Genomic DNA, 26,569 nt, shown 5'->3' with positions numbered 1-26,569 from the left:
CGGAGGAAGAGAACGTGAAGAAGCCCCCAACCTGGATCCGGCGTGCCTCGGCCGGGTTCGTCGCGTCCGCCCTCACGGCCGGCGCACTGACCCTGGCGTCCGCCGGCACCCCGGCCCTCGCCGGGTCGTCCCCCGACATTCCCAAGGCCGGCTGGAGCCCGACCGACCAGGATCGACTGGCTCAGGCGGAGGCCGAGGGCCAGCAGACCGTCGACGTTCTGGTCGGCGCGCAGGACGGCCAGGCCAGCGCCGTCGCCGACCGTCTCGCGGCGCTCGGCGCGAGCGTCGACTACCGCGACGACAGCCTCGGCTACCTGCGTGCCAGCGTGGCCACCGACCGGGCCGACCGCATCGCCGAGCTGAGCGGCGTGGAGACGGTCGAGATCGACGCGGCGCTCGCCGTGCCCGACCCGCGTCCGGACGCCAGCGAGTCGCCGGCACCCCAGCCGGCACCCGGCGCGGCCACCCCCGCCGCCAACCCGTACATGCCGATCCAGGACATGAACGCGGCGCAGTTCGTGGCCGAACACCCCACACTCGACGGGCGCGGCGTCACCATCGGCATCATCGACACCGGCGTCGACCTGGCGCACCCGGCGCTGCGGACCACCACGACCGGCGAGCGCAAGATCGTCGACTGGGTCACCGCGACCTCGCCGACCGACGACGGCGATCCGACCTGGATCAGCATGGCGACCAAGGTGTCGGGCGCCACGTTCACCGTCGACAGCCGCACCTGGACCGCGCCGCGCTCGGGCTCCTACCGCTTCGGCGTCTTCAACGAGCGGGCCGCGAGCCTCGGCGGCGAGGTCGGCAACGACGTCAACCGCGACGGCAACCGGGCCGGCAGCAGCGGGCTCTTCGGTGTCCTGTGGGACGGCGACAAGACCGTCTGGGTCGACACCAACCAGAACGGCTCCTTCGCCGACGAGACCCCGATGACCGACTACAAGGTCCGCTACGACGTCGGCACCTTCGGCACCGACAACCCGGCGACCCCGGTGGTCGAGGCGATGCCGTTCGTCGTGCAGATCGACGGCAAGAACAAGTTCGTCAACATCGGCATCGTCTCCGGCCAGCACGGCACGCACGTCGCCGGCATCACCGCCGGCAACGGGCTGTTCGGCGGCAAGATGACCGGCGTCGCCCCGGGCGCCAAGCTGGTCTCCGTACGGGTCTGCATGTTCGCCGGCGGCTGCACCGCGCACGCCCTCATCGAGGGCATGATCTACGCCGCCAAGCAGGCGAACGTGGACGTCATCAACATGTCGATCGGCGGTCTCCCGTCGCTCAACGACGGCAACAACACCCGCGCGCTGCTCTACAACCGCCTCATCGAGCAGTACAAGGTGCAGATGTTCATCTCCGCGGGGAACAGCGGGCCGGGCACCAACACCGTCGGCGACCCGTCCGTGGCCGAGAAGGTGATGAGCGTCGGCTCGTACATCACCGACGCCACCTGGCGGGCGAACTACGGCTCCAGCTCGCCGTACCAGGAGAACCTGCACTACTTCAGCTCCCGTGGGCCGCGCGAGGACGGCGGCTTCAAGCCCAACGTCGTCGCCCCCGGTTCGGCCATCTCCACCACGCCGACCTGGCAGTCGGGCGGGCCGGTCGCCGGCACGTACCCGCTGCCGCCGGGCTACTCCATGCTCAACGGCACCTCGATGGCCTCGCCGCAGGCGGCGGGCGCCGGGGCGCTGCTGGTCAGCGCCGCCAAGGCGGAGGGCTTCCAGCGCAAGCCGGACCAGATCCGGCAGGCCATGATGTCCTCGGCCCGGTTCCTCGACGGCGTCGGGGCGTTCGAGCAGGGCGCCGGCCTGATCGACGTCAAGGCGGCGTACGCGCTGCTGCGCCAGAACATCAAGACCGTCGGCATCACCTCGTCGGTGCCGGTGAACACGGTGCTCGCCGGCTACCTCGCCACCCCCGGCGTCGGCGTCGGCATCCACGACCGTGAGGGTGTCACGGCGGGTCGGAGGTACACCCGCACCTACACCTTCACCCGCACCACCGGTGGGTCGAAGGCGATCACCTACGACCTGTCGTGGGTGGGCAACGACGGCACCTTCTCGTCCGGCACGTCGGTGGCCCTTCCGCTGAACAAGCCGGTCGACGTGACCGTGGCGATCGACCCGGCGACCCCGGGCGCGCACTCGGCGATCCTGCGGCTGGACGACCCGGCGACCACCGGCGTCGACTACCAGACGATGAACCTGGTGGTCGTCCCGTACACCTTCCGGGCGGCGGACAACTTCCAGGTGACGATCAACGACAAGGTCGGCCGTAACCAGGCGCTGCGCTACTTCTTCCAGGTTCCGGCGGGCACGCCGGCGCTGAAGGTGGACTTCACCGGCCCGACCGGTGAGCCGGGCACCGGGCAGGCGCGCTTCCTGCGCTACCACCCGTACGGCGTCAACATCGACGACAACGCGTCCACGTCCTGCTTCGTCCCGGCCGCGGGCGCCTGCGCCACCGGCTCGCCGAACAGCCGGACGACCGGCAGCCCCCTTCCCGGGGTGTGGGAGGTCACGGTGGACGCCCGGCGTACCTCCGACGCGGAGTGGACCAAGTTCACGCTGACCGCCTCGGTCCTCGGCGCGACGGTCTCCCCGAACCCCGACGTGATCGACTCCGCCACGGCGGGCGTGCCGGTGTCCCGGTCGTACTCGCTGACCAGCACCCTCGGCTCGTTCAGCGGCCGGGCGGTCGGCGGCACGCTGGGTAGCGCCCGGCAGGGTCCGTTCACCATCGGCAACCGCGCGGTCCAGGATTACGACCTGACGGTGACCCCGGGCTCGACCCAGCTGCGGGCCACCATCGGTGGCACCTCCGACCCGGCCGCCGACCTGGACCTGTTCGTGCTCAACTGCACGTCGGGCACCTGCGTGGAGGCCGGCCGCAGCGCGGGCGGCAGCTCCGAGGAGTCGGTGACCATCAACAACCCGGCGCCGGGCGCCTGGAAGGTACGCGTCGACGGCTACTCGGTGCCCTCCGGCTCGACCAGCTACAACTATGTCGACGTCTTCACCAACCCGGCCTTCGGCACCCTCGCGGTGACGGACACGAACGCGTCGCGGCCCAGCGGCAGCTCGTGGACGGTGCCCGGTTCGGTGACGGCGAACGCCGCGCCGGGCAGCGGTCGGGTGCTCTACGGCACGGTGCAGGTCCGGACCGACACGAACCTGCTGATCGGCAGCGGTGACGTGGTGGTAAGGAACGTCGGCTGACGGTCCGGCGAAGAAGACAGGAGGCCCGTCCCCGCGTGGGGGCGGGCCTCCCGCCGTATCGGCGCCGGCTTCGCGGTCGCCGTTCAGGCCGGCTTCGCGGACTCCACGACGAAGGGGGTGCCCTGCTGGCAGGTGGTCATCAGATCCGGCTGGGGATGACCGGTGACGGTCACCCGGGTGCCCGCCTTCAGCACGTCACGCGGCCCACCGACCAGCAGGTTGCCGTCCAGCAGCAGGCAGTTCGGCTCCACGCCGGCCTGCACCGTACCGGTGAGGGTGGTGGCGCCGGGCGACGCCGACACCGGACCGGTCGGCGCGGTCGGGTCACTCGGGGTGGCGCTGGGATCGGGGCTGGGCGTGCTGGTCACCGGGCCTCCCGTCGGGCCGGAACTGGCGGGCTCGGTGCCCGGGCCGGCGCAGGCGCCCAGCGCGGCGCAGGCGAGCAGGGCGACGAACGCCATCCGCGGAGTCTTCATGAGTGGTTGGACGTGCCAGGCGGGCGATTCGTTCCGGCTCGTCAGCCGCGTGCGGCCGCGGCGGCCTTCAGGTCCCGCTTGAGTTCCTGCGGCAGCGAGAAGGTCAGCCGCTCGTTGGCGGTGGTGATCTCCTCGACGTCGGTGAAGCCCCGCTCGGCCAGGTGCGCGAGCACCTGCTGGACCAGTTCGTCCGGCACGCTGGCACCGGAGGTGACGCCGACCGTACGGGCGTCGGCCAGCCAGGCGTCGTCGATCTCGTGGGCGAAGTCGACCAGGTGCCCGGCGTTGGCGCCCGCGTCCAGGGCCACCTCGACCAGGCGTACCGAGTTGGACGAGTTGCGCGAGCCGACCACGATCACCACGTCGCAGTCCGGGGCGATCTCCTTCACCACGTGCTGCCGGTTGGAGGTGGCGTAGCAGATGTCGTCGCTGGGCGGCGACTGGAGCAGCGGCAGCTTCTGCTTGAGCCGGCCCACGGTCTCCAGGGTCTCGTCGACCGAGAGGGTGGTCTGGGAGAGCCAGACGACCTTGTTCGGGTCACGCACGGTTACCTTGTCGACGCCGTCCGGGCCGTCCACGAGCTGGATGTGCGCGGGGGCCTCGCCGGCGGTGCCGATGACCTCCTCGTGCCCCTCGTGGCCGATCAGCAGGATGTCGTAGTCCTCGGCCGCGAACCGCCGGGCCTCCTGGTGCACCTTGGTGACCAGCGGGCAGGTCGCGTCGATCGCCTTGAGCGAGCGCGCCTTCGCCTGCTCGTACACCTCGGGGGCGACACCGTGCGCGGAGAAGATGACGGTGGCGCCCTCGGGCACCTCCTCGTTCTCCTCCACGAAGATCGCGCCCTTGGCCTCCAGGGTCCGCACCACGTGCTTGTTGTGCACGATCTGCTTGCGGACGTAGATCGGGGCGCCGTAGAGCCTCAACGCCTCCTCGACGGTCTGCACCGCCCGGTCCACGCCCGCGCAGTAGCCGCGGGGCTTGGCCAGGAGCACGCGCTTGCCGGTCCGGGGAGTCGTCTCAGCATCAGTCACCCGACCATCGTACGTGCCCGGTTTCTCCCGAGCTGATGGCGCGGGCGGGTACCGCCCAAACCCTCCCCGCCCTCGCCTGATCGCGTTGATCAAGAGGTTCGTGTCTGGAAACGCCCGCCGCCGGACGCAAATCTCTTGATCGTCAGGGGTGGGCCGTAGGGTGGGCGGGTGAGTGAGGCGGGGCAGGGCGGCAGCGACGCGGGGCGGAGCACGTCCGAGGAGCCGTGGCCGGTCCGGGTGGTCAGCCAGAAGATCGGCGCCTGGATCGCGCGGCTGGGCTGGGTCTGGGTGGACGGGCAGGTCGCTCAGATCAGCCGCCGGCCCGGCGCGACCACGGTCTTCCTCACCCTGCGTGACCCGTCGGCCGATCTCAGCCTGACCGTCACCACAAACCGGGACGTGCTCGACGCGGGCGCGCCGGAGCTGCGCGAGGGTGCCCGGGTGGTGCTGCGCGCCAAGCCCGAGTTCTACGCCGCCCGGGGCACGCTCAGCCTGCGGGCCGACGAGATCCGCCAGGTCGGGCTCGGCGAGCTGCTGGCCCGGCTGGAGAAGCTCAAGAAGCTGCTCGCCGCCGAGGGGCTCTTCGACCGGGCCCGCAAGCGTCGCCCGCCGTTCCTGCCCGGGCGGATCGGGCTGATCACCGGCCGCGCCTCGGCCGCCGAGCGGGACGTGCTGACCAACACCCGGCGGCGCTGGCCGGCGGTGGAGTTCCGGACGGTCAACGTCGCGGTGCAGGGCCCGAGCGCGGTGCCGCAGATCGTTGACGCGCTGAAGGTGCTCGACGCCGACCCGACCATCGACGTGATCATCATTGCCCGGGGTGGCGGCAGCATCGAGGACCTGCTGCCCTTCTCCGACGAGGCGCTCTGCCGGGCGGTTTTCGCCTGCCGTACGCCGGTGGTCAGCGCGATCGGCCACGAGACGGACGCGCCCCTGCTGGACTACGTCGCCGACGTCCGCGCGTCGACGCCGACCGACGCGGCGAAGCGGATCGTCCCCGACCTCACCGAGGAGATACGTCTCATCGGCCAGGCCCGGTCCCGGCTGGAGCGGGCGGTCCGCAACCTGGTCGACCGGGAGCAGCACCGCCTCGACCTGCTCCGCTCCCGTCCGGTGCTGGCCCGCCCGCAGGTGATGGTCGACCAGCGGGCCGCCGACGTCGCCGCCCTGCGCGACCGTACGGGCCGCTGCCTGGACCACCGGCTCGGGGCCGCCGCCGACGACCTGCGACACACCCTGGCCCGGCTGCGCGCCCTCTCCCCCGCGGCCACCCTCGACCGGGGGTACGCGATCGTCCAGCGCGCCGACGGCCAGGTGGTTCGCGCCGCCGGCGACGTGACCAAGGGCGACCCGCTGCGGGTACGCCTCGCCGAGGGCGAGCTGACCGCGACGGTCGACGGCTGACGGTTCTGCACAAGGATGGGTGCGATGACTGACGAGAAGAAGGACGAGCGGCTCAGCTACGAGCAGGCCCGCGCCGAGTTGGCCACCGTGGTCGAGCGGTTGGAGGCCGGCGGCACCTCGCTGGAGGAGTCGTTGGCGCTCTGGGAGCGCGGCGAGCAGCTCGCCGAGACCTGCCAGCGCTGGCTGGACGGCGCGCGGGCGCGTATCGACGCCGCCCGCCAGGGCACCGACGCCTGACCCTGCCGGAGCGCTCTGCGGGCCGGGCCCGGCCAACCCCGCAACGGGTCGACGGGACGGCCGTGGCCGTCCCGTCGAGTCGTCGTGCTCAGTTGAACAGGTGGTAGAACTCCGCCGGTGCCTCGACGACCTGGTCGGCCGGGGGCTTCTGCGCGGCGGTGGCGTTGCCGTAGTCGGCGTACGTGATTTTGATCTCCTGCGCGGCGTTCTGGCCGGCGGCCGGCACCCGCATCACCAGCTCGCTGAGCCGACCCTGCGGGTCGACGCCGGCGGTGAACGGCACCGACTTCGCCTGCGTCCCGAGCGCGGTGATCAGCGCCGGGTCGAGCGAGCCGGCCTCGGCCGCCTTCGACACGTCGAGCGTGCCCTCGTAGGTGCCGTCGCCGGTCCGGCGGACCTCGGTGACGCCCTGGGTCAGCACGGCGCTGCCGGCCGGGTCGAGCTGGTCGAAGTCGAAGCCCAGCGCCCGGTTGCCCTTGATCCGGGTCTGGTCGAGGTGCTGGTACTTGCCGAGGTTGAGCTGCCGCACCCCGGGTACGCCGGCGGCGGCCCTGCCGCCCAGCTCCAGCTTCACCCAGCTGTCCGGCTTGTAGTGGATCAGGTCCAGCTTCATCATCAGGTCGGACGACGGGTCGCCGATCGTCATCCGCATCTCTGCGCTCTGGCTCGGCTCGTGCACCTGTCCCTCGGCGGTCGAGCCCGCCCCGGAGATGGTGAACCGGAAGTTCCCGTCGCGGATCGCGTTGGTGGAGTTGAGCAGGGCCTGCTTGGCGTCGCCGGTGTCGGACGTACCGCTCGGGGCGATGCTGCCGGAGGCGGCCGGGGACGCGGAGGCCCCCGCCTCGCCGGTCCCGTTGTCGTCGCAGGCGGCCAGGCCGGGGCTGAGCAGCGCCGCGGCGAAGGCCGCCGCGCTGAAGCGTCGAATCTTCACGTGAACCACTCCAGGTGGGTCGTCCGGCGCACGAGGGCGCCGGAGGCGGGGCGCCGCAGCTCTCCCCCGGCTGCGGGCGCACGAGCCCCGTCCGGCCGGCGGGGCGGCCCCGGCGGGCTCGTGCCCTCCTCTGTTCCCTGAAGCGGCGTTGCGCAATCCCCGTCCGGTTCGCGGATGGTCTCCCGCGCCCGGATGCCGGTCGGGAACGGGGTACGCCGTTCCCGACCGGCCTCGGTATCAGCCCTTGAAGATCTCGTAGAGCTGGTCGGACGCCTCGACGACCTCACCGGCCGGCGGCGCCTTGACGGCGGCGGCCGAGCCGTAGTCGGCGTACGTGACGGTCAGGGTCTGCGCCTTGCCGCTGTCGGCGGCGGGCACCTCGACGGCGAACTCGGTCAGCCGGCCCTGCGCGTCGACCTTCGCGGTGAACGGCACAGCGCTGGCCCCGGCACCCAGGGCCTTGACGGTGTCGGCGTCGAGCAGGTCGGAGTCGGTCGCCTTGGTGGCGTCGATCGTGCCCGCGTACGCGCCCTCACCGGTCTGCTTGACGTCGGTGATCGCGTTGATCATCTTCTCGGCACCGGCCGGGTCGACGTCGGCGAAGTCGAAGTTCAGCTCCTTGACCCCGTCGAGCTTGCTCCGGTCCAGGTGCTGGTACTTGCCCTTCATCGCCTTGAAGGCCGGGACGGAGTCGGCCATCGGCCCACCGAGCTCCAGCTTCACCCAGCTGTCGTTGTCGATGAAGACCAGGTGCATGGACATCGACAGGTCCTCGGCGGCCTGGCCGGTCTCCATCTTCATCTCGGCGCTCTTGGACGGCAGGTGAACGGTACCGCTGCCGTTGAGCTCCCCACCCTTGATCGCGAAGGTGAAGTTGCCCTTCTGGAGCTCCTTGGTGGAAGCGGCCAGCGCCTCCTTCGGGTCCGCCGGCTTCTCGGCCGCGGCCGAACTGCCGGCGGCCGGCGAGTCGGCCTCGGACTTGCAGGCGGCCAGACCCGGGACGAACAGGGCAGCGGCGAGGACGCCGGCGCTCCACCGTCGAATGTTCACGTCGATCTCTTTTCCAGTTGCTTTCCGGACACTTCGGTCGTGCCGGTTGTCGAATCGGGGCAGCCTAACCGACCGGCCCGACATTCGGCCGCCGGGGAAAGTGCGCTGCTCAGCGCAGCGCGGTGGCCAGCTCGCGCAGCTCGTTCTCCCCGGCGTCACCGATCACGATCACCGTACGGGTCGGTTCCAGCAGGACGAGGGCGTGCTCGTTGCTCCGGGCGGTGTACCGCTGCCAGCTTCCGCCCGGCAGGGCGGCCGGCCCCTGCGGCTGGCCGCCGCTCAGCTCGGCCGGGAGCAGCTTGTCGGCGGGCACGTTGCTCTCCACGAGCTGCGCTCCGCGCCCCTCCGGGGTCAGGTAGCCGATCCGCAGCGTCGCGCCGCCCGGCTCGGCCCGGTAGCGGGCGCTCACCGTACGCCAGTCCGAGCCCAACCCCTCAGGCTGGCTGACCGGGAACGCGGCCTCCTCCCGGGCCTGCTCGACGGCGGTCGTCGGGTCGACGGTGGTCGGCTCCTCACCACCGAGGAACCCCCGGTAGAAGGCGAGCAGCAGCGCGATCGGGACCAGCAGCACCAGCAGCGAGAGCGCCATGTCCTTCGGCGACCGCTCGGAGCGCGCCCGGGCCCCGCCGGCGGGCGCGGCCGGGTGGCGGGCCGGCTCGCCCGAATCGGCCAGCGGCGCGGCGCCGGCCGATTCGACCAGCGCCGGTTCCCCGGCCTGCGGGGTCGGACCGGCGGTCGTCCGGACGGGCGGCTGGCCGTCGGGCGGGGTGGCGTCGGTGGGTACGCGGTCGGCAGGCTGTGCGGCTTCCACCTGCCCATTGTCGCAGCCGTCCGGGTGACGTCATCCGGGCCTCCTCCGCCCCGCCCCGGCGCGGGAGCCGCCATCGTGTGAGGATCAGCGACAGAGCCGGCGGCGGCGACGGCCGCATCCCGCCGGTCCACCCCGCAACGTCGCGAGGAGGAACCCGTCATGACAACCACCAGGACGCGGACGCCACAGAACCTCGACCGCAACCTCGCCCTCGACCTGGTCCGGGTCACCGAGGCCGCGGCGATGGCCGCCGGCCGTTGGGTCGGCCGGGGCGACAAGGAGGGCGGCGACGGCGCAGCCGTCGACGCCATGCGCAAGCTGATCAACTCGATTCCGATGCGCGGTGTCGTGGTGATCGGCGAGGGCGAGAAGGACAACGCCCCGATGCTCTTCAACGGCGAGGAGGTCGGTGACGGGAGCGGTCCCGAGGTGGACGTGGCGGTCGACCCGATCGACGGCACCACACTGATGAGCAAGGGCATGCCGAACGCCCTCGCGGTGCTCGCGGTGGCCGAGCGCGGCGCGATGTTCGACCCGAGCGCCGTCTTCTACATGGAGAAGCTCGCCGTCGGCCCGATGTACGCCGACGTGGTCGACATCAACGCCGGGGTGGCCGAGAACATCCGCCGGATCGCCAAGATCAAGGGATCCGACGTCGCCGAGGTGACGGTCTGCGTGCTGGACCGGCCCCGGCACGACGACCTGGTGAACCAGATCCGGCGTACCGGCGCGGGCATCCGGTTCATCTCGGACGGCGACATCGCCGGCGCCATCGCGGCGGCCCGCGGCGAGTCCGACGTCGACGTGCTGATGGGCGTCGGCGGCACCCCGGAGGGCATCACCGCCGCCTGCGCCCTCAAGTGCATGGGCGGGATGATGCAGGCCAAGCTCTGGCCGAAGGACGCCGAGGAGCGGGAGAAGGCGCTGGCGGCCGGGCACGACCTGGACCGGGTGCTGTTCACCGACGACCTGGTCACCGGGGACAACTGCTTCTTCGTGGCGACCGGGGTCACCTCCGGCGACCTGCTGCGCGGCGTGCGCTACCGGGCCGGCGGGGCGTACACCCAGTCGATCGTGATGCGCTCCAAGAGCGGCACGATCCGGGTGATCGACTCGTACCACCGGCTGGAGAAACTCGCCCTCTACTCGGCGGTCGACTTCGACGGCCGGCCCCTGGCCGAGCAGGAGTGACCGCGACCGCGACGGCGACAACCCCCACGCTGCCGACCGGGCGGCGGGTCGCCGGCGTCGGGCTGGCCACCGCCTCAGGGGTCGCGGTGGCCGTACAGTCCCGGATCAACGGCGAACTGGGCGTACGACTGGCCGACGGGATCGCCGCCGCGGTGGTCTCGTTCGGCCTGGGCCTGCTGGTGCTGCTGGTGCTGGTCCCCGCCACCCCGGGCGGCCGGCGGGGCCTGGCCGCCCTCCGGGCGGCGTTGCGGGAGGGCTCGCTGCGGCCGTGGCAGTGCCTCGGCGGGGTGTGCGGCGCCCTCCTGGTCGCCACCCAGGGGCTGACCATCGGCACGCTCGGCGTGGCCGTGTTCACCGTCGCCGTGGTGGCCGGGCAGTCCGGCAGCAGCCTGCTGGTCGACCGGGCCGGCATCGGCCCGACCGGGCGGCAGCCGGTCACCCCGTACCGCCTGGTCGGCGCGGCGCTGACCGTGCTGGCCGTGCTGCTGGCGGTGAGCGACCGGCTCGGCGACCCGGGTGCGCTGGCGCTGGCCCTGCTGCCGCTGGCGGCCGGGGTGGGCATCGCCTGGCAGCAGGCGGTGAACGGCCGGGTACGGGGAGCGGCCGGCAGTGCCCTGACCGCCACCCTGGTCAACTTCACCGTCGGTACGCTGGCGCTGCTCGCCACCCTCGCCGTGGAGGTGGCGATCCGGGGCCGCCCGGCCGGCGGCTTCCCGAGCGAGCCGTGGCTCTACCTGGGCGGCCCGATCGGCATCGTGTTCATCGCGTTGGCCGCCGCGATCGTCCGCTTCACCGGGGTGCTGCTGCTCGGCCTGGCCACCATCGCCGGGCAGGTCGTCGGGGCCGTCCTGCTGGACGTGCTGCTGCCGACCGCCGCCTCGCACCCCGGCCCGACCACCCTGGTCGGTGCGGCACTGACCCTGGTCGCGGTCCTCGTCGCGGCGCTCGGCCCGCCGCGCCGCTGACTCCTCAGGCGCGCAGCCCCGCCACCGTCTCCTTGATCGCCTGGTCCAGCGGGGTCGGCTCGATGCCGAGGGTGGCGGTGGCGGCGGTCGAGTCCATCACGAACGGCCGGTGGAACTGGTGGGCGGTCTCCCGCAGCTCACGGGCCATCGGGTTGGCGAGTCCGCCGAGCCAGAGCACCGGGTAGGGCATCCGGCTCAACCTCGGCGCCGGTGCGCCGACCACGGCCGCCGCGCGGGCGGCCAGGTCCCGCATCGGCACGGCGGGCGCGCTGGGCACGTGCCAGGCCCGTCCCCGGGCCCGCTCGTCGGTCGCGGCGGCGACCAGGGTACGGGCGACATCCGGGATGTACGTCCAGGTGTGCGGCGCGTCCCAGTCCACCGGCAGGAACACCCGTTGCCCGGCGAGCACCCGGGGGAGCACCATCATCGCCAGCGAGGTGCCGCCGACGCCGACGTAGTCGGAGCCACGTACCTCGGTCATCCGGATTCGGCCGGCCCGGTGCGCGGCGAGCGCGTCGGCCCACATCCGGTTCCGCACCCGCCCCTTGGCGCCGGTCGCGGCGAGCGGGGTCGCCTCGGTCATCGGGGCGTCGACCGGCCCGTACCCGTAGAGGTTGCCGACGGTCGCGAGCACCGCCCCGGTCCGCTCGGCGGCGGTGAGCAGCGCGGCGGCCAGCGGCGGCCAGTCGACCGGCCACCGGTGGTACGCCGGGTTGGCGCAGTTGTGCAGCGCCACCGCGCCCTCGGTCAACGCGGTGAGCCGGGCCGCGTCGGCGGCGTCGGCGGCGATCCGCTCGACGGCCGGGTGCTCGGGTCCGGTGCCGCGGCGGGTCACCACCCGCACCCGGTCGCCGCGCTCGGCGAGCAGGCGGGCGGTGGCGGTGCCGACGGGTCCGGCGCCGACGATCACGTGCAGGGCCATGGTGGGCCACCCTTCGAAGCGGGGATCCATATCGAGAGCAGCGCTCTCGCGGTGACATCACCAGCATGACTCCTGCACCGCTCACCGTCAAGAGCAGTGCTCTCTATTTGAATCAGCGCACCGATTCGTGGCAGAGTGGGGGCATGGTCGCTCCCTCGCTCCGCGCCCGGGTCCGCGCCGGAATGATCGAAGAGATCAAGGCGGTGGCCCGCCGCCACCTGGCCACCGACGGCGCGAACCTCTCGCTGCGCGCGGTCGCCCGGGACATGGGCATGGTCTCCTCCGCGATCTACCGCTACTTCCCCAGCCGCGACGACCTGCTCACCGCGCTGATCCTGGAGGCGTACGAGGCGCTCGGCGACGTGGTGGAGGCGGCCGACGCCGCCGCCGACCCGGCCGACCTGCGCGGGCGCTGGCACGCGGTGTGCCGGGCCGCCCGGTCCTGGGCGCTGGCCCACCCCGCCGAGTACGCGCTGCTCTACGGCAGCCCCGTCCCCGGGTACGCGGCCCCGGAGGACACCGTCGCGCCGGCGTCGCGGCCCCCGCTGGTCCTGGTCGGCATCCTGCGCGACGGTCTCGCCGACGGCCGGCTCAGCCCGCCCGAGGACGACCTGCCCGAGCCGGTCCGCGCCGACCTCGCGGAGCTGGCCGCCGGGTTCTTCCCCGGGCTGCCCGAGGCGCTGATGGCCCGGGGGATGGCCGGCTGGACCCAGCTCTTCGGGTTGATCAGCTTCGACCTGTTCGGCCGGCTGGACCCGGCCGTCCCGCATCGCGACGAGTACTTCGACCACCAGACCACCCTGATGGCCGACCTCATCGGCCTGCCCTGAACCTCAACGGCCCGGTTCGTCCGGCACCCCTGGCCGGAGCGGACCCGACGGGTCAGGCACCGGACGCGACGGGTCGGGCAGCGGAGCGTGCGGCTCGACCGGCGGCAGCAGCGGATAGGACGGGTCGACGAGCGGTTCGAACGGCCCGACCAGCCGGGCCGCCCGCCAGCCGAGCAGCAACCCCGGCACCGTGGCCAACCCGGCCAGCGCCAGCGCGGTCGAGGTGTACGCCGGACGGCCGTAGAGCCACCCGGCCAGCGGCAGCCCGGCCAGCACCAGCGTGAGCCCGGCCGCCAACAGCGCCTCAAGGGTCCACCGGCCCGGCGCGTCCCTCAACCAGATCGGGATCAGGGCGAGCCACGGCGTGCCGAGCAGCAGGGCGACACCGGCGGGGACCGCTACCAGGAGGAGAATGGAGTCGTCGAGGGCCCAGATCACGACCAGCACCAGCGCGGTGACGAACGTGAGCGTACCGAGCAGGATCGGCAACCAGCTGCCGCGCCCGACCTTCATCCCGGCCCGCGCACCGGAGACGATGAGCACCACTGCGGCCAGGGCGAGTGCCAGCAGTACGGCCCGAAGCGGATCCGAGTGGCGCTCCGCGGGCGAACTCGCGCCAAGCGGCGGAGGGCTGTCCTCGGCGGAATAGGCGCCGGCGAACCCGATCCGCCGCCAGTCGCCGTCAGGCCCGCGCACGGCGAAGCCGTCCCGGCCGTTCGCCACCAGCACCACGTGCCGTCCACCGTCGACGTCCAGGACGGCCAACTCCTGGCCGGTGATCCGCCCCCCGTGCGGCCCGGCCTCCTGGTGCAGCCGGCTGAGGATCGCCCGCTGCTCCTCGGTCACCTCCCAGGCCAGTCGCCAGGTCCGGCCGGCGTCGTCGCTCTCCTCCACCCGGATCCGCCCGGCTACCAACCGGTAGCAGCGCTGCGGCGTCGCGACCGAGCAGTCCTCCCGGGTCGGCGTGGACGGGAGAGCGGACGGCGACGGGGCAACGGGCGACCCGGACGGCGACGGGACCTGCGGAACCAGGACCTGCTTCTCATCAGCAGTCGGATCACGCCACGTCACGCCGCCGTCGTCGCTCACCCGCCACCTCGGGGCGAACGAACGAAGGTCCGCGCCCCAACTCTCGCCGATGCCGGCGGCCAGCCGGCCGTCGACCAGCGTCGCGCCGACCGCGTCGTGGTACCAGACCGCGCTGGTCGCGGCCACCGCGAGCGTTGCCGCCGGCAGCAGCACCAGCAGCCGGACCAGCCGGGCCGACCGGCGCTCCACCGGATCGCGCCGGGCCCGAAACCAGCTCCAGCCGGCCAGGGCCAGTGCCGGCAGGGCCAGCAGGTCGGTACGGTCGGCCCGGACCAGCGACGGCCCGCTGACCACGCTCCACGCCGCCGAGGCGGCTGCCGCGGCGTACCCGCTGGTCTTGACCAGGGTGAAGCCGATGCCGACCAGACCCAGCCCGAGCCCGGCGGCGGCCCTGGCCGGAAGGCGGGGCAGGATCAGCGCGGTGAGCGCCGCGACGAGCGGCGGGGCGAGCACCAGGCCGGCGACGTCGCTCAGTTTGCCGGTGAGCCAGCCGGGCTGGGCGGCCTTGAACACGTGGTCGTTGAGCACCAGGACGACCAGCGCGAGCACCGTCAGCGGATGACCCAGCCAGGCCAGCGCGACCCGGGCAGCGTCCGGCACGGGCGGGTCCGAGCGTTGCATCGGTCCACTGTGGCGACGGCCGGTCTCGATCGGGCCACGCCCCGGCGGGGATCCGGCATCAACCGGCGTCGGAGGAGTGCCCCGGGAAGAGGTGGGCGGTCGGGTCGATCGTCACGGCCGCGTTGTTCACCGCCGTGGCGGCCTCGCCGAACCCGGTGGCGATCAGCCGGACCTTGCCCGGGTATTCGGTGATGTCCCCGGCCGCGAAGATCCGGGGCAGGTTGGTCGCCATCGTGCTGTCCACCACGATGTGCCGCCGGTCCAGGGTCAGCCCCCACTCGGCGAGCGGCCCGAGGTCGGCGGTGAAGCCGAGCGCGGCGACCACGGTGCTCGCCGGCACCTTCTCCGCCACGCCGCCGCGTACGGTCAGCTCGGCGCCGGTGACCTGGTCCTCGCCGTACAGGCGGGTCACCTCGGCGTTGACCACCACCCGGACGGGCAGCGACCGCACCCGGGCGACGGTCGAGGCGTGGGCGCGGAACTTCTCCCGCCGGTGCACCAGGGTCACCGACCGGGCGATCGGCTGGAGCGTGACCGCCCAGTCGAAGGCCGAATCTCCGCCGCCCACGATGACCACGTCCTGGCCAGCCAGCTCGGCCGGCTGCGGTACGAAGTAGACGATGCCGGCGCCCAGGAATCCGTCGGCCACCGGCAGCGGCCGGGGTGTGAAGCTGCCCAGCCCGCCCGTCACCAGCACCGCCCCGCAGTGCAGTTGCTCGCCCCCGGCCAGGCCGAGCACCGGCCGCCCGTCGAGGTAGGCGAGCTTCTCCGCCCGGGTGCCGAGCAGATACTCGGGGTGGAACGGGGCGGCCTGTGCGACCAGGTTCGCCACCAGTTCCCGGCCCTTGATCGCGGGAAATCCGGCGACGTCCAGGATGAGCTTCTCCGGGTACATGGCGGCCACCTGGCCGCCCGGCTCGGGCAACGCGTCGATCACCGCCACCGAGAGCCCACGAAACCCGGCGTAGTAGGCGGCGAAGAGCCCGGCCGGACCGGCCCCGATCACCGCGACATCGACCTCGCGCATGGCGTACCGTCACTTTCGGTCACGGATCTACGCGTGCTGATGCCGACGGTAGGCGGGCCGAGGCCCCTGGGGCAAGCACGTCCCGCGGACGCGCCGACACCCGGTCAGTCAGCCCAGGGTGGCGGTCGGTGACCCGGGCCGCTCCGACGCCGACAGGTCCGCGCGGCGGCGGAACAGGATCGCCGCGACGATCCCGCCGAGCAGCCCGAAGAGGTGTCCCTGCCAGGAGATGCGCTCGTCGGTCGGCAGGATGCCGATCAGCTGCCAGCCGTAGAGCAGGCCGACCAGCAGTACCACGCCGAAGTTCCACCAGCTCCGCTCGACGATGCCCCGGGTGAGCAGGATGCCGAGGTAGCCGAAGATGACCCCGCTGGCGCCGACCACCACCGAGTTCGGCGAGCCGGTGAACCACACCCCCAGCCCGCTGACCAGAATGATCACCATGGTCGACCAGAGGAAGCGGCGGGTGCCGGCGGCCAGGACGAAGGTGCCGAGCAGGATCAGCGGGATGCTGTTGCTGTAGAGGTGGTTGAAGTCGGCGTGCAGGAAGGGCGAGAAGAACACCCCGTCGAGCCCCTGGATCCGATGCGGAATGATCCCGGCGGTCACGTCCAGGTTGAGGCGCAGGCCGACGTCGAGCGCCTCGATGAGAAACAGCACCGGCACGACCGCGCACATCGCGACGAAGGCCCGGCCCAGCGAGGCGTAGAACGCCTCGGTGCCGAACCGGTGGGGGTTGCCGCCCGTCGGGTTGTCGCGCCAGGTCACCTGTCAACAGCTATCAGCAAATGGGGCCGGCCGCCACTCGCGTCCCGTACCGCGACGGCGGGTGTGCGGATCCGCACACCCGCCGTCGCCAGTGTCCGATCAGTACCAGCCCTTGTTCTGGGAGTGCTGGTAGGCAGAGCACGGGTTGTCGTACCGGCCCTCGATGTAACCGAGGCCCCACTTGATCTGGGTGGCCGGGTTGGTCTTCCAGTCGTCCGCGACGGAGGCCATCTTGCTGCCGGGCAGGGCCTGCGGAATCCCGTACGCCCCGGAGCCCTCGTTGTAGGCCTTGTGGTTCCAGCCGCTCTCCTTGGTCCAGAGCCGGTCCAGGCACGGGAACTGGTCGATGCCGAAGCCCTCGGCCAGCATGATCGCGCAGCCGACCTGCCGGTTGCCGCTGTACTGGGCGCAGGAGGTCGGGATCGGCCCGTCGTACGGCTTGGCCGCCTTCGCCGCGGCCTCGGCCGCCAGCCGCTCCTTCTTGCGTGTGGCGGCCGCCGCCTCGGCCTTGCGGGCCCGCTCGGCGGCATCCTTGGCCGCCGCCGCGGCGCGCAGCTTCGCCTGGTACTCGGCGGCCCGCTGCCGGGCCGAGTCCACGCGCTGGCCGGCCTGCCGGTCACGCTGGTACGCGTACTCCGCCCGGTCGACCTGCAGGCCGACCTGCGCGGTCAGGCCCTGTTGCTGGGTCTGTCGGTCTTCGCCCAGGTAGTAGCCGCCGGCAACGCCCACGGAGAGCAGCGCGACAGCGGCCGTACGGGCGCCGAACCGGCTCCACAGCCGACTCACGAAGTGGTCCCTTCGTCGGGGGCAAGGACACGACGCGACGGGTGGCCGTCCGTGGCCGTGCCGGCGCCGTGAGCGCCCCGACCCTCGCGGTCGCAGCCGCCGCACCGGCGTCGGTGGCCTTCCGCCCTCCGTGGCGGACGACGCTCGACGATCTTCCTGGTGCGTACGACGGCTCCAGCGACGGCTTCAGGTCACGGCGCGACGTCATACGCGCCGAACTGAAGCCGTCGTAGCTGCGCGGCGTCAGCCGCGCCGAACTGGAGTTGTCGGAGGCGCTCGATGGACACCATTGCGCACAGTGAGGCGGATGGGAAACCAAGAGAGCCAATTGTGATTTGCACCACAGGAAAAAGGCCCTCGAACAAGGACAAAATCAGGGGCGAATCGGCCTCAGAGCGGAGAGTCCTCCAACAGATCAGTGACCATAGCGGCGATCGGAGAACGCTCCGAACGGGTGAGGGTGACGTGCGCGAAGAGGGGATGACCCTTCAACGCCTCGATCACCGCGGTCACGCCGTCGTGCCGGCCCACCCGCAGGTTGTCCCGCTGGGCGACGTCGTGGGTGAGCACCACCCGCGACCCCTGACCGATCCGGGACAGCACGGTGAGCAGGACGCCCCGCTCCAGCGACTGCGCCTCGTCGACGATGACAAAGGCGTCGTGCAGGCTGCGACCGCGGATGTGCGTCAGCGGCAGGACCTCCAGCAGGCCGCGGGAGGTGACCTCCTCCAGCACGTTCTCGTGCACCACCGCGCCGAGGGTGTCGAAGACCGCCTGGGCCCACGGCGACATCTTCTCCGACTCCGAACCGGGCAGGTAGCCGAGTTCCTGGCCGCCGACGGCGTAGAGCGGACGGAAGACGATCACCTTCTTGTGCCGGCGGCGCTCCATCACCGCCTCCAGGCCGGCGCAGAGCGCCAGCGCGGACTTGCCGGTGCCGGCCCGGCCACCCAGCGAGACGATGCCGATCGACTCGTCCAGCAACAGGTCCAGCGCGACCCGCTGCTCCGCCGAGCGGCCGTGCACGCCGAACGCCTCCCGGTCGCCGCGGACCAGCCGTACGGTCTTGTCGGGCAGCACCCGGCCGAGCGCCGAGCCACGCGTCGAGTGCAGCACCAGCCCGGTGTGGCAGGGCAGGCCGGCGGCGACGTCGAGGTCCAGCGTCTCCCCCGCGTACAGCCGGGCGATCTCCTCCTCGGCCAGTTGCAGCTCGGCCATGCCGGTCCAGGTCGGGTCGCTGGCCTGGCCGTGCCGGTACTCGTCGGCCCGCAGGCCGACCGACGCCGCCTTCACCCGCAGCGGCATGTCCTTGCTGACCAGGGTGACCTCCCGCCCGTCGGCGGCCAGGTTGAGCGCCACGGAGAGGATCCGGGCGTCGTTCGAGTCGGTGCGGAAGCCGGGCGGCAGCACCCCGTCGTCGGTGTGGTTCAGCTCCACCCGCAGGGTGCCGCCCTGGTCATTGGCGGGCACCGGCCGATCCAGCCGGCCGTGCTTCACCCGCAACTCGTCGAGGATGCGCAGCGACTGGCGGGCGAACCAGCCCAGCTCGGGGTGGTGCCGCTTCCCCTCCAGCTCGGTGATGACCACCAACGGCAGCACCACCTCGTGCTCGGCGAAGCGGTGGAACGCCGCCGGGTCGGAGAGGAGGACCGAGGTGTCCAGCACGTAGGCCGGGCCGGCTGGTCGGGGCTCCTCGGTGCCCGCGGACGCGGCCGAAGCGGCGCGGCGGCTGCGGGTGGTCCGGCGGGTGGTGGCAGTCGCGGCCGGGGTCTGGTCGGCACCGGCTCGGGTACGGCGAGTGGTCACAGGCCTGCTCCGCGGGCGGGCACCCGGCCACCCGTGTTCCGCCTCGTCCGGTGCCCGGTGGACACGGGGTCGGATGCGGGCCCCGTGCGCGAGGTCGCAGGTCCGGGCTCTCCGGCTGGCTCGGGAAAACCCCGTGCCATGCCTAGACGCTAGTGTCCCGAAGGCCCTTCGGCTAGTGGGTGAAGTTGATCCCACCCGACCGGGAGATGAACGGCGCGCGGCGGTACCGGCCGGGATGCATGCCCCCTGCGCGCATCCCGGCCGGCGGAGCCGCCGTCACCGGTCTGACGTGGCTCCGACGGTGCGCGTCCGCCGCGGACGGCACACCGTGTCCTGGGTGGGCCTCAGCCCTGTCGCCGGACCAGGGTCCCGGTCTGCCGGCCGCCCGCCGTGCCGGCGGAGGCGCTGAACGAGGACCCGGTGTACGTGGTGCCCGGCCGGGTGGCGAGCCCGCCGAGCTGTGCCGTCGCGGTGGCCCGTGACGGGGGGCCGGACACCGGCCGGGCGGTGACCGCGGCCGGGGCTGCCGTGCCGGCGACCGGCACCGTGGCGCGCGTCGCCGCGGCGGGCATCGGTACGGGGCGGGCCAGCGCCGAGGCGATGGCGGCCTGCGCGTCGCGCCGCCGCCGGTTCCAGGCGCCCCGGTCGCCGTCGAAGTAGCCCTGCCGGTAGCCGAACCGGTAGCCGATCCGGTAGCTGAGTTGACCGTGCAGCCGGCCCGCCGCGTAGCAGGTGGAGCCGAGCACCAGTACGAGCACGACGGCGAGGAACGGGCTCATCCGGTCACCCCCGCCGGCGTCAGGGCCCGCCGGGTCATCGCTCCTCCGGCTCGACCAGCGGGTCGACGACCAGCAACTGGTCCAGGTCGGCGGTGCTGACCTCCTCGACCAGTTCGACGCTGATCCGGCAGCCGTCCAGGATCACCTCGGCGACCGAGGAGCGCCGGATCTCGCCGCCGACGTCGTAGACCCGCACGCTCAGCTCCGGGCAGCCGAGGTGGGTACGCCAGGCGTTCCACTCGTCCCGGTCGCCGACGCTCAGCGAGAGGTACCGGCAGCCCCGGGCCAGGTAGAGGCGCCACGGGGCGGTCAACCCGGCGGCCACCCCGTCCGCGATCAGGCCGAATGCCTGGGCGCGGGTCGCGAGCTCGGTCACGAGCCCCCCTCGTCACCCGCGGAGTGACGCATGTGAGCACTAGTCGTCTCATGCACGTGACACACCGTAAGTTGTCTCATGAGCGTGACAGTATCAGCTTTTCGTCCGTTTACCGCCGTCCTGGCGTCCATCTATCCTGCCCGAGTGACACCCCTCAGGAGCAGCACTGAATCGTTTACCGGAAATCCGAGGAAGCCGTCACGTCAGCGTGACAGCAGCGTGCCGGGACGCGCCGGTACGGCCGGCTGGTCGTACGGTCACGGGGTGACCGAGACCGCCAACGCCCGGAAGATCGCCTTTGCCACCTTCGTCCGCCGCGCGCTGGCCGACGCCCGCACGATGCGGGCCTGGAGCGGCACCGAGGTTTCCCGGCGTACCGGCGTCTCCCGCCAGACCATCAACCGCTGGGTACGCGGCGACTGGGCCAGCGACCCCGAGGCGGAGCGGGTGGTCGCCTTCTGCGAGGGCCTGGGCCTCAACCCGGCGGCGGCGTTCACCGCCCTGGGCTGGGATCGCGCCACCACCCCGCCGGCCGCCACCACCCCGCCGCCGATGGACCCCGACGTCGAGGCGTTGCTGCGCCGACTGGTGGACCCGAACGTATCGGACGCGGAGAAGTTCCACATCCGGGAAACCATTAGGTATCTCGCTTATCGCCCGACCTTTCCGGTCGATATCCGAAATAACACTAAAGAGGCCGGGTAGTTCCTCAGATGGCGAAAGAACGGAAGGGCAGGTCCGATCGTTTCGCTCCGGGGCCGGAACGGGCACGCTAGCGTCCCTATTCGTACTGCTTGGGCTCGTCGTCGGCGGGGGGACGGGACAAGGCCGAACCCAGCCCTGCGGGACAGAAGGAGGGGTCTGTCCATGACCCTGAAATGGTGGGCAGTCGTGGTCGCGGTGGTGTCGGTGACATCGTGCGTGACCGGCAACGTGGTGGTCGGCGTGCTGAACGGCGGGGAGCTTCCCCTGGTCGTCAACCTCTGCACCCTCACCACGGCCGGCACCGCGGTGGTCCTCGCCGTCGTCGCCGAACTGCACGACCGGCTCAACGACCGGGTCAGCGCGCTCACCGAGTTCCTGGTGGCGCGGCTCAACGAGATCGAGGCGCACACCGGGGACCGGAACGCCGGCTTCGTGGAGGGTTACCTGCTCAACCACGGCCCGGAGGCGGCCGTGGTGCCGTTCGGGCGGCGGGGTCGGGGAGCCGCCGAACGCTGAACCCGTCGCGACGTTCGCACGTCACATCTCGGCCACGAATACGCCCTCGTGTCCGGGGTACGCTGACGCGCGTGCCGCCGTTGAATCTGGGCAACCAGCAGCCGAACACCCCGTTGGACGCCGAGCACGCGTGGCGTGCCACCGCAGCCCGCGCGAACGACGTGGTGCTCTTCTTCGACTTCGACGGCACCCTCGCGCCGGTCGGCGACGACCCCACCGCGGTCCGGCCCGCCCCGAACGTGCTCGCCGCGCTGGAGGCGCTGGCCCCGCACGTACGCCGGATCGCCATCGTCTCCGCGCGCCCGGTGGAGTTCCTCCGCGACCACCTCGGCGGCCTCGCCGGCATCGACCTGTACGGGCTGTACGGCCTGGAGCACAGCCACTCCGGCGGCGAGACCGTCACCGAGCCGGCCGCGCTGCCCTGGGTGCCCACCATGTCCGAGCTGGCCGAGCAGGCCCGGGCCGAACTGCCGCCCGGCGCGCTGGTGGAGTACAAGCGGCTCTCCGTCGCCCTGCACTGGCGGACGGCCCCGCAGCTCGGCGACCTGATCCAGGAGTGGGGCCGGGCCCGGGCCGAGCGGCTGGGCCTGCGCTGCCAGGCCGGACGGATGGTGCTGGAGCTGAAGCCCCCGGTCGACCGGGACAAGGGCATGGTCATCGGCGAGGTGGTGCGGGACGCCGGCGGCGCCTGGTACTTCGGCGACGACGTCTCCGACATCAAGGCCTTCGCCGCGGTGCGCGCCCGGGGGGCCGCCGACCCGGACTTCGTGGGCGTCTGTGTCGCCGTCGCCAACCCGGAGACCGGTCACGAGGTCGCCGACGCCGCCGACCTCACCCTGGACTCCCCCGCCGCCCTGGCCGACTTCCTAACCACCGCCCTCCCCCACCTCCGCTAACCCCCGCCCCCGTTGTCTCGCCGATCTTGCAGTTGGTGACGGGGCACAAGGGGACAAAAGCCGTGTCGGTGCGGCCGTAAGTGCAAGATCAGCGCGGAAAGCGGCGATCAGGTGCCGAAGCGGCGTTGGCGGGTGGCGTAGGAGCGGAGAGCACGGAGGAAGTCGACGCGGCGGAAGTCGGGCCAGTTGAGCTCGCAGAAGTAGAACTCGGAGTGGGCGCTCTGCCAGAGCATGAAGCCGGAGAGGCGCTGCTCGCCGCTGGTCCGGATGATCAGATCCGGATCGGGCAGGCCCTTGGTGTAGAGGTGCTCGGAGATGTGGTCGACATCGATCGTGTTGGCCAGTTCCTCGATGGTGCCGCCGTTCGCGGCATGCTCCAGCAGCAACGACCGGACCGCGTCGGCGATCTCACGCCGGCCCCCGTACCCGACGGCGATGTTGACCTGGGCGCCGCCGCTGCGGTCCCGGGTGCGCTCCTCGGCGGCCTTGAGCGCGACGGCGTGGTGCGCGGGCAGCACGTCGAGGGCACCGACCATGCGCAGCCGCCAGGGGTTGCCCGCCTCGGCCAACTCGGTGGTGAGGTCCTCGATGATCTGGAGCAGCGGATCCAGCTCGGCGGCCGGCCGGGAGAGGTTGTCGGTGGAGAGCAGCCAGAGGGTGACGTGCCCGACACCGGCCGCGTCGCACCAGCGCAGCAGCTCCTTGATCCGCTCGGCGCCCATCCGGTGGCCGTCATTGGGGTCGACGAAGCCCATGTCCCGGGCCCATCTGCGGTTGCCGTCACACATCACGCCGACGTGCCGGGGCACCGGCTTGCCTGCGAGCTTCGCCGTCAGCCGGCGCTCGTACACGGAGTAGAGGATTTTCCGCAGAGTCATCACCTTGCAGGGTAGCGACCCGCCTTGAAGATCAGTGTTGCGGTGGCTGAACCCGCGACACCTCAGGTCACGGCGCGGCGGGCGAGACCGATGCCGATCATGCCGAGGGTGCGGGCGTCGAGGTGTCCGTCGCCCAGGCCCAGCTCCACCACGCTCCGGTAGACGCGGTCGTCCCGACGGGCCGCGCGGACCGCCGCGTCCACCACCGCCCGCCGACGGGCCAGCCACGCGGCGGCGGAGCTGTGTCGCAGGTGTGTGCCGAGCCGCCGGCGGAGGGTGTCGGCGTACCGGCGGGCCGCCTGGCCCGGGGTACCGGCCGCCGCCGCGCCGGCCAGGGCCCCCGAACGCAGGGCGTAGAAGATGCCCTCGCCGGTGAACGGATTGATCAACGAGAGGGCGTCTCCGGCCAGCACCACCCGCCCCCGCCCCGGCGCCGGCCGGTGCGTGGACAGCGGCAGGTGGTGGGCCCGCAGGTCGGTGACCACGGCCGGGTCGGTGCCGGGCAGGAGGGCCGCCAGCCGGTCCAGCAGGTGCGCCCGGGTCAGCGGCTCGCCTCGCAGCACCTCCCCGTACCCGACGTTCGCCCGGCCGTCGCCGATCGGGAACGACCAGGCGTACGCCGGCCAGCGCGGCGACGAGGTGACGATGAGCTGTTCGGGCGGGCCGGACCGGGCCGGGGCGTAGCCGCGGATGGCGAGCGCGAGGTGACGGTCCGGGTTGACCGGGTGGCCGAGCGCCCGGCGGAGCACCGAGCCCGCACCGTCCGCCCCCACCACCGCCCGGGCGGCCAGTTCCCCGTCGAGCACCACCCGGTCGGCGCGCACCTCCACCCGACGTACGGTGTGCCGGCGCAGCTCCGCACCGGCCGCCACGGCCGCCGTCACCAGCCGGGCGTCGAACACCCTCCGGGGCACCGTGTACGCGGGCCGGGGCAGCGCCCGCGCCACCGTGCCGCCACCCGGGCCGGAGAGGCGCAGCGCGGGCAGCGGAGCGTACCCGTCGACGGCGCCCGTCACGCCCAGCTCGGCGAGGACGTCCAGCGCGTGTGCGGCGATCCCGTCGCCGCAGGGCTTGTCCCGGGGGAAGTCGTACCGGTCCAGCAGCAGCACCCGGGCCCCGCCGCGTCGCGCGGCCAGCGCCGCGGCCGACCCCGCCGGCCCGGCCCCCACCACGATCACGTCCCACTCGTCCGCCACGCTCCCATCCTGCCCCACCCACCCGGTCGGCATCGGTGATCGTGAGCATGGCGGCGAGGCGGTCAGGCGCGGTGTGCGGACACGACGGTGGCCGCCGGCACGGCGAGCGGGATGGGCGGCACCCGGACGGCTGACGGCCGCCGAACCTCGACGGGTTCGGCGGCCGTCAGCTCGGCATCCGGTACGGGCCTACTTCTGCGGCTCCACGTCGAGCCGGGCGCGCAGGGCGTCCAGCTCGGCCCAGAGGACGCCGGGGAGCTTGTCCCCGAACTTGTCGAACCACTCGCTGACCAGCGGCAGCTCGCGGCGCCACTCCTCCGGGTCGACCTTGAGGGCGATGCGGACGTCCTCCGGGGTCATGTCCAGGCCCTCGGTGTCCAGCGCGTCCTGGGCCGGCACCATGCCGATCGGGGTCTCGACGGCCTCGGCGCGGCCCTCGATCCGCTCGATGACCCACTTGAGCACCCGGGAGTTCTCGCCGAAGCCCGGCCAGAGGAAGCTGCCGTCCGGGTCCTTGCGGAACCAGTTGACGTAGTAGATCTTCGGCAGCTTGGCCTCGTCGCCGTCGGCGCCCTTGCCCATCTCGATCCAGTGCCGGAAGTAGTCGCCACCGTTGTAGCCGATGAACGGCAGCATGGCCATCGGGTCGCGGCGGACCACGCCGACCGCGCCGGAGGCGGCGGCGGTGGTCTCCGAGGAGAGCGTGGCGCCCAGGTAGACGCCGTGCACCCAGTCGCGGGCCTCGGTGACCAGCGGGACGGTGTCCCGGCGCCGGCCGCCGAACAGGATCGCGTCGATCGGGACCCCGTTCGGGTCGTAGTAGTCGTCGGCCAGGATCGGGCACTGCGTGATCGGGGTGCAGAACCGGCTGTTCGCGTGCGAGGAGAGGCTGTCGCTCTCCGGCGTCCAGTCGTTGCCCTTCCAGTCGATCAGGTGGGCCGGCGGCTCGCCCATGCCCTCCCACCAGATGTCGCCGTCGTCGGTGAGGGCCACGTTGGTGAAGATGGAGTTGCCGCGGTCCAGCGTCCGCATCGCGTTCGCGTTGGTCTTCCAGTCGGTGCCCGGCGCGACGCCGAAGAGGCCGTACTCGGGGTTGATCGCGTAGAGGCGGCCGTCCGGGCCGAACCGCATCCAGGCGATGTCGTCACCGATGGTCTCGACCTTCCAGCCCGGGATGGTCGGCTCCAGCATGGCGAGGTTGGTCTTGCCGCAGGCCGACGGGAACGCGCCGGCGATGTGGTAGACCCGGCCCTCCGGCGAGGTGATCTTGAGGATCAGCATGTGCTCGGCGAGCCAGCCCTCGTCGCGCCCCATCACGCTGGCGATCCGCAGCGAGTAGCACTTCTTGCCGAGCAGCGAGTTGCCGCCGTAGCCGGAGCCGTAGGACCAGATCTCCCGGGTCTCCGGGAAGTGCGAGATGTACTTCGTCTCGTTGCACGGCCAGGCCACGTCCTGCTGGCCTGGGGCGAGCGGGGCGCCGATGGAGTGCAGCGCGTGCACGAAGTCGGCGTCGTCACCCATCGCCTCCAGGATCTTCGACCCCATCCGGGTCATGATCCGCATCGAGGCGACCACGTACGGGCTGTCGGTGATCTCGACACCGAACATGGGACTCTTCGCCTCGACCGGGCCCATGCAGAACGGAATGACGTACATGGTGCGGCCCCGCATCGAACCCCGGTAGAGGTCCGTCATGACGCGCTTCATCTCGGCCGGGGCCATCCAGTTGTTGGTGGGGCCGGCGTCCGCCTCGTCGACGGAACAGATGAAGGTGCGCTCCTCGACCCGGGCGACGTCCGACGGGTCCGTCCGCGAGTAGAACGAGTTGGGCTTCTTCTCGGGGTTCAGCCGGATCAGAGTGCCGCTCTCGACGAGTTCGTCGGTGAGGCGGCGCCACTCCTCATCGGACCCGTCCACCCAGACCACGCGGTCGGGGGTGGTCAGTGCCGCGACCTCACGTACCCAGGCGAGCAGTTTGGGGTGGGACGTCGGGGCCTGATCGATACCCCGAACAGTAGCCGGAGCAACCATGTCACATCTCCTTGTGG

25 protein-coding genes are annotated in these 26,569 nt (G+C 72.4%); 9 read left to right on the top strand and 16 right to left on the bottom strand.

Features of this window, described 5'->3' with window-relative positions; all coding sequences use genetic code 11:
- The first annotated feature begins 14 nt into the window (after nt 1-14).
- Nucleotides 15-3,230 carry a S8 family serine peptidase gene (locus GA0070621_RS27510; protein ID WP_167667499.1) on the top strand — a complete coding sequence of 1,072 codons (3,216 nt, stop codon included), beginning with the start codon at nt 15-17 and terminating at the stop codon, nt 3,228-3,230.
- Between the two features lie 83 nt (nt 3,231-3,313).
- On the opposite strand, the gene GA0070621_RS27505 is transcribed toward GA0070621_RS27510, so the two are convergent.
- A complete protein-coding gene (locus GA0070621_RS27505) occupies nt 3,314-3,706 on the bottom strand; it encodes a hypothetical protein (protein ID WP_091201186.1) in 393 nt (130 codons plus the stop codon).
- Nucleotides 3,707-3,747: 41 nt separating this feature from the next.
- The gene (locus tag GA0070621_RS27500; protein ID WP_091201184.1) at nt 3,748-4,737 is read right to left on the bottom strand and encodes a 4-hydroxy-3-methylbut-2-enyl diphosphate reductase; all 990 of its coding nucleotides are present in this window, start codon (nt 4,735-4,737) and stop codon (nt 3,748-3,750) included.
- 168 nt (nt 4,738-4,905) lie between these two features.
- Between GA0070621_RS27500 and xseA the strand changes: the two genes are divergently transcribed.
- Nucleotides 4,906-6,141, top strand: coding sequence for an exodeoxyribonuclease VII large subunit (gene xseA, locus GA0070621_RS27495; protein WP_091201182.1), 1,236 nt, complete (start codon nt 4,906-4,908; stop codon nt 6,139-6,141).
- Nucleotides 6,142-6,165: 24 nt separating this feature from the next.
- Complete coding sequence (locus GA0070621_RS27490) at nt 6,166-6,378, top strand: exodeoxyribonuclease VII small subunit (RefSeq protein WP_091201180.1); 213 nt, start codon at nt 6,166-6,168, stop codon at nt 6,376-6,378.
- A gap of 88 nt (nt 6,379-6,466) precedes the next feature.
- Here GA0070621_RS27490 and GA0070621_RS27485 read toward each other — a convergent pair whose 3' ends face one another.
- From GA0070621_RS27485 to GA0070621_RS27475, 3 genes are all read right to left on the bottom strand, one after another.
- A complete protein-coding gene (locus GA0070621_RS27485) occupies nt 6,467-7,309 on the bottom strand; it encodes a hypothetical protein (protein ID WP_091201178.1) in 843 nt (280 codons plus the stop codon).
- Nucleotides 7,310-7,546: 237 nt separating this feature from the next.
- Complete coding sequence (locus GA0070621_RS27480; protein ID WP_091201176.1) at nt 7,547-8,359, bottom strand: hypothetical protein; 813 nt, start codon at nt 8,357-8,359, stop codon at nt 7,547-7,549.
- Nucleotides 8,360-8,468: 109 nt separating this feature from the next.
- Nucleotides 8,469-9,170, bottom strand: coding sequence for a DUF4245 domain-containing protein (locus tag GA0070621_RS27475; protein WP_091201174.1), 702 nt, complete (start codon nt 9,168-9,170; stop codon nt 8,469-8,471).
- A 159-nt stretch (nt 9,171-9,329) separates the two neighbouring features.
- Here GA0070621_RS27475 and glpX point away from each other — a divergent pair, with 159 nt between their 5' ends.
- Nucleotides 9,330-10,361 carry a class II fructose-bisphosphatase gene (glpX, locus tag GA0070621_RS27470; RefSeq protein ID WP_091201172.1) on the top strand — a complete coding sequence of 344 codons (1,032 nt, stop codon included), beginning with the start codon at nt 9,330-9,332 and terminating at the stop codon, nt 10,359-10,361.
- The gene (locus GA0070621_RS27465) at nt 10,358-11,326 is read left to right on the top strand and encodes a DMT family transporter (RefSeq protein ID WP_091201169.1); all 969 of its coding nucleotides are present in this window, start codon (nt 10,358-10,360) and stop codon (nt 11,324-11,326) included. The genes glpX and GA0070621_RS27465 overlap by 4 nt, the downstream gene beginning before the upstream one ends.
- Nucleotides 11,327-11,330: 4 nt before the next feature.
- On the opposite strand, the gene GA0070621_RS27460 is transcribed toward GA0070621_RS27465, so the two are convergent.
- On the bottom strand, nt 11,331-12,248 hold the full coding sequence (locus tag GA0070621_RS27460; RefSeq protein ID WP_091201167.1) for an NAD-dependent epimerase/dehydratase family protein: 918 nt from the start codon (nt 12,246-12,248) through the stop codon (nt 11,331-11,333).
- A 143-nt stretch (nt 12,249-12,391) separates the two neighbouring features.
- Here GA0070621_RS27460 and GA0070621_RS27455 point away from each other — a divergent pair, with 143 nt between their 5' ends.
- Nucleotides 12,392-13,078 carry a TetR/AcrR family transcriptional regulator gene (locus GA0070621_RS27455; RefSeq protein WP_091201165.1) on the top strand — a complete coding sequence of 229 codons (687 nt, stop codon included), beginning with the start codon at nt 12,392-12,394 and terminating at the stop codon, nt 13,076-13,078.
- A gap of 3 nt (nt 13,079-13,081) precedes the next feature.
- Here the strand turns inward: GA0070621_RS27455 and GA0070621_RS27450 are convergent, their stop codons facing one another.
- The 7 genes from GA0070621_RS27450 to GA0070621_RS27420 all read right to left on the bottom strand — a co-directional run bounded on the left by GA0070621_RS27450 (nt 13,082) and on the right by GA0070621_RS27420 (nt 20,330).
- Entirely contained in the window at nt 13,082-14,788 is a 1,707-nt protein-coding gene (locus GA0070621_RS27450) for a hypothetical protein (protein ID WP_091201162.1), read from the bottom strand.
- A 58-nt stretch (nt 14,789-14,846) separates the two neighbouring features.
- Nucleotides 14,847-15,815, bottom strand: a complete 969-nt coding sequence (locus GA0070621_RS27445) for an NAD(P)/FAD-dependent oxidoreductase (RefSeq protein WP_091201160.1) — start codon at nt 15,813-15,815, stop codon at nt 14,847-14,849.
- Nucleotides 15,816-15,923: 108 nt separating this feature from the next.
- Nucleotides 15,924-16,583: a rhomboid family intramembrane serine protease gene (locus GA0070621_RS27440; RefSeq protein ID WP_091201158.1), complete on the bottom strand. Its 660-nt coding sequence runs from the start codon at nt 16,581-16,583 to the stop codon at nt 15,924-15,926.
- A gap of 99 nt (nt 16,584-16,682) precedes the next feature.
- The gene (locus GA0070621_RS27435; protein ID WP_091201155.1) at nt 16,683-17,369 is read right to left on the bottom strand and encodes an aggregation-promoting factor C-terminal-like domain-containing protein; all 687 of its coding nucleotides are present in this window, start codon (nt 17,367-17,369) and stop codon (nt 16,683-16,685) included.
- A 390-nt stretch (nt 17,370-17,759) separates the two neighbouring features.
- A complete protein-coding gene (locus tag GA0070621_RS27430; RefSeq protein WP_091201153.1) occupies nt 17,760-19,175 on the bottom strand; it encodes a PhoH family protein in 1,416 nt (471 codons plus the stop codon).
- A 344-nt stretch (nt 19,176-19,519) separates the two neighbouring features.
- On the bottom strand, nt 19,520-19,954 hold the full coding sequence (locus GA0070621_RS27425) for a hypothetical protein (protein WP_091201151.1): 435 nt from the start codon (nt 19,952-19,954) through the stop codon (nt 19,520-19,522).
- A 34-nt stretch (nt 19,955-19,988) separates the two neighbouring features.
- Nucleotides 19,989-20,330, bottom strand: coding sequence for a hypothetical protein (locus tag GA0070621_RS27420; protein ID WP_091201149.1), 342 nt, complete (start codon nt 20,328-20,330; stop codon nt 19,989-19,991).
- Between the two features lie 264 nt (nt 20,331-20,594).
- On the opposite strand from GA0070621_RS27420, the gene GA0070621_RS27415 reads away from it, so the two are divergent.
- From GA0070621_RS27415 to otsB, 3 genes are all read left to right on the top strand, one after another.
- Nucleotides 20,595-21,035 (top strand): helix-turn-helix domain-containing protein, encoded by a 441-nt coding sequence (locus GA0070621_RS27415; RefSeq protein ID WP_091202912.1) that lies wholly within the window; start codon nt 20,595-20,597, stop codon nt 21,033-21,035.
- Between the two features lie 162 nt (nt 21,036-21,197).
- Nucleotides 21,198-21,551 carry a hypothetical protein gene (locus GA0070621_RS27410; RefSeq protein WP_091201147.1) on the top strand — a complete coding sequence of 118 codons (354 nt, stop codon included), beginning with the start codon at nt 21,198-21,200 and terminating at the stop codon, nt 21,549-21,551.
- A gap of 71 nt (nt 21,552-21,622) precedes the next feature.
- A complete protein-coding gene (gene otsB, locus GA0070621_RS27405; protein ID WP_091201145.1) occupies nt 21,623-22,447 on the top strand; it encodes a trehalose-phosphatase in 825 nt (274 codons plus the stop codon).
- Nucleotides 22,448-22,554: 107 nt separating this feature from the next.
- Here the strand turns inward: otsB and GA0070621_RS27400 are convergent, their stop codons facing one another.
- From GA0070621_RS27400 to GA0070621_RS27390, 3 genes are all read right to left on the bottom strand, one after another.
- Entirely contained in the window at nt 22,555-23,325 is a 771-nt protein-coding gene (locus tag GA0070621_RS27400; protein ID WP_091201144.1) for an isoprenyl transferase, read from the bottom strand.
- A gap of 62 nt (nt 23,326-23,387) precedes the next feature.
- A complete protein-coding gene (locus GA0070621_RS27395) occupies nt 23,388-24,554 on the bottom strand; it encodes a geranylgeranyl reductase family protein (RefSeq protein WP_091201143.1) in 1,167 nt (388 codons plus the stop codon).
- A gap of 156 nt (nt 24,555-24,710) precedes the next feature.
- Nucleotides 24,711-26,552 (bottom strand): phosphoenolpyruvate carboxykinase (GTP), encoded by a 1,842-nt coding sequence (locus tag GA0070621_RS27390; RefSeq protein ID WP_091201142.1) that lies wholly within the window; start codon nt 26,550-26,552, stop codon nt 24,711-24,713.
- Nucleotides 26,553-26,569: the final 17 nt, after the last annotated feature.

It is taken from the genome of Micromonospora narathiwatensis (assembly GCF_900089605.1).
Lineage (GTDB): Bacteria > Actinomycetota > Actinomycetes > Mycobacteriales > Micromonosporaceae > Micromonospora > Micromonospora narathiwatensis.
This window is presented reverse-complemented; position numbering and strand designations above follow the sequence as displayed.

Bases quoted from the DNA above. Each gene is read 5' to 3' on its own strand.
- GA0070621_RS27505 (WP_091201186.1), bottom strand. From the start codon at position 3,706: ATGAAGACTCCGCGGATGGCGTTCGTCGCCCTGCTCGCCTGCGCCGCG.
- GA0070621_RS27490 (WP_091201180.1), top strand. From the start codon at position 6,166: ATGACTGACGAGAAGAAGGACGAGCGGCTCAGCTACGAGCAGGCCCGC.
- glpX (WP_091201172.1), top strand. From the start codon at position 9,330: ATGACAACCACCAGGACGCGGACGCCACAGAACCTCGACCGCAACCTC.
- GA0070621_RS27460 (WP_091201167.1), bottom strand. From the start codon at position 12,248: ATGGCCCTGCACGTGATCGTCGGCGCCGGACCCGTCGGCACCGCCACC.
- GA0070621_RS27455 (WP_091201165.1), top strand. From the start codon at position 12,392: ATGGTCGCTCCCTCGCTCCGCGCCCGGGTCCGCGCCGGAATGATCGAA.
- GA0070621_RS27450 (WP_091201162.1), bottom strand. From the start codon at position 14,788: ATGCAACGCTCGGACCCGCCCGTGCCGGACGCTGCCCGGGTCGCGCTG.
- GA0070621_RS27445 (WP_091201160.1), bottom strand. From the start codon at position 15,815: ATGCGCGAGGTCGATGTCGCGGTGATCGGGGCCGGTCCGGCCGGGCTC.
- GA0070621_RS27425 (WP_091201151.1), bottom strand. From the start codon at position 19,954: ATGAGCCCGTTCCTCGCCGTCGTGCTCGTACTGGTGCTCGGCTCCACC.
- GA0070621_RS27410 (WP_091201147.1), top strand. From the start codon at position 21,198: ATGACCCTGAAATGGTGGGCAGTCGTGGTCGCGGTGGTGTCGGTGACA.
- GA0070621_RS27400 (WP_091201144.1), bottom strand. From the start codon at position 23,325: ATGACTCTGCGGAAAATCCTCTACTCCGTGTACGAGCGCCGGCTGACG.
- GA0070621_RS27395 (WP_091201143.1), bottom strand. From the start codon at position 24,554: ATGCCGACCGGGTGGGTGGGGCAGGATGGGAGCGTGGCGGACGAGTGG.
- GA0070621_RS27390 (WP_091201142.1), bottom strand. From the start codon at position 26,552: ATGGTTGCTCCGGCTACTGTTCGGGGTATCGATCAGGCCCCGACGTCC.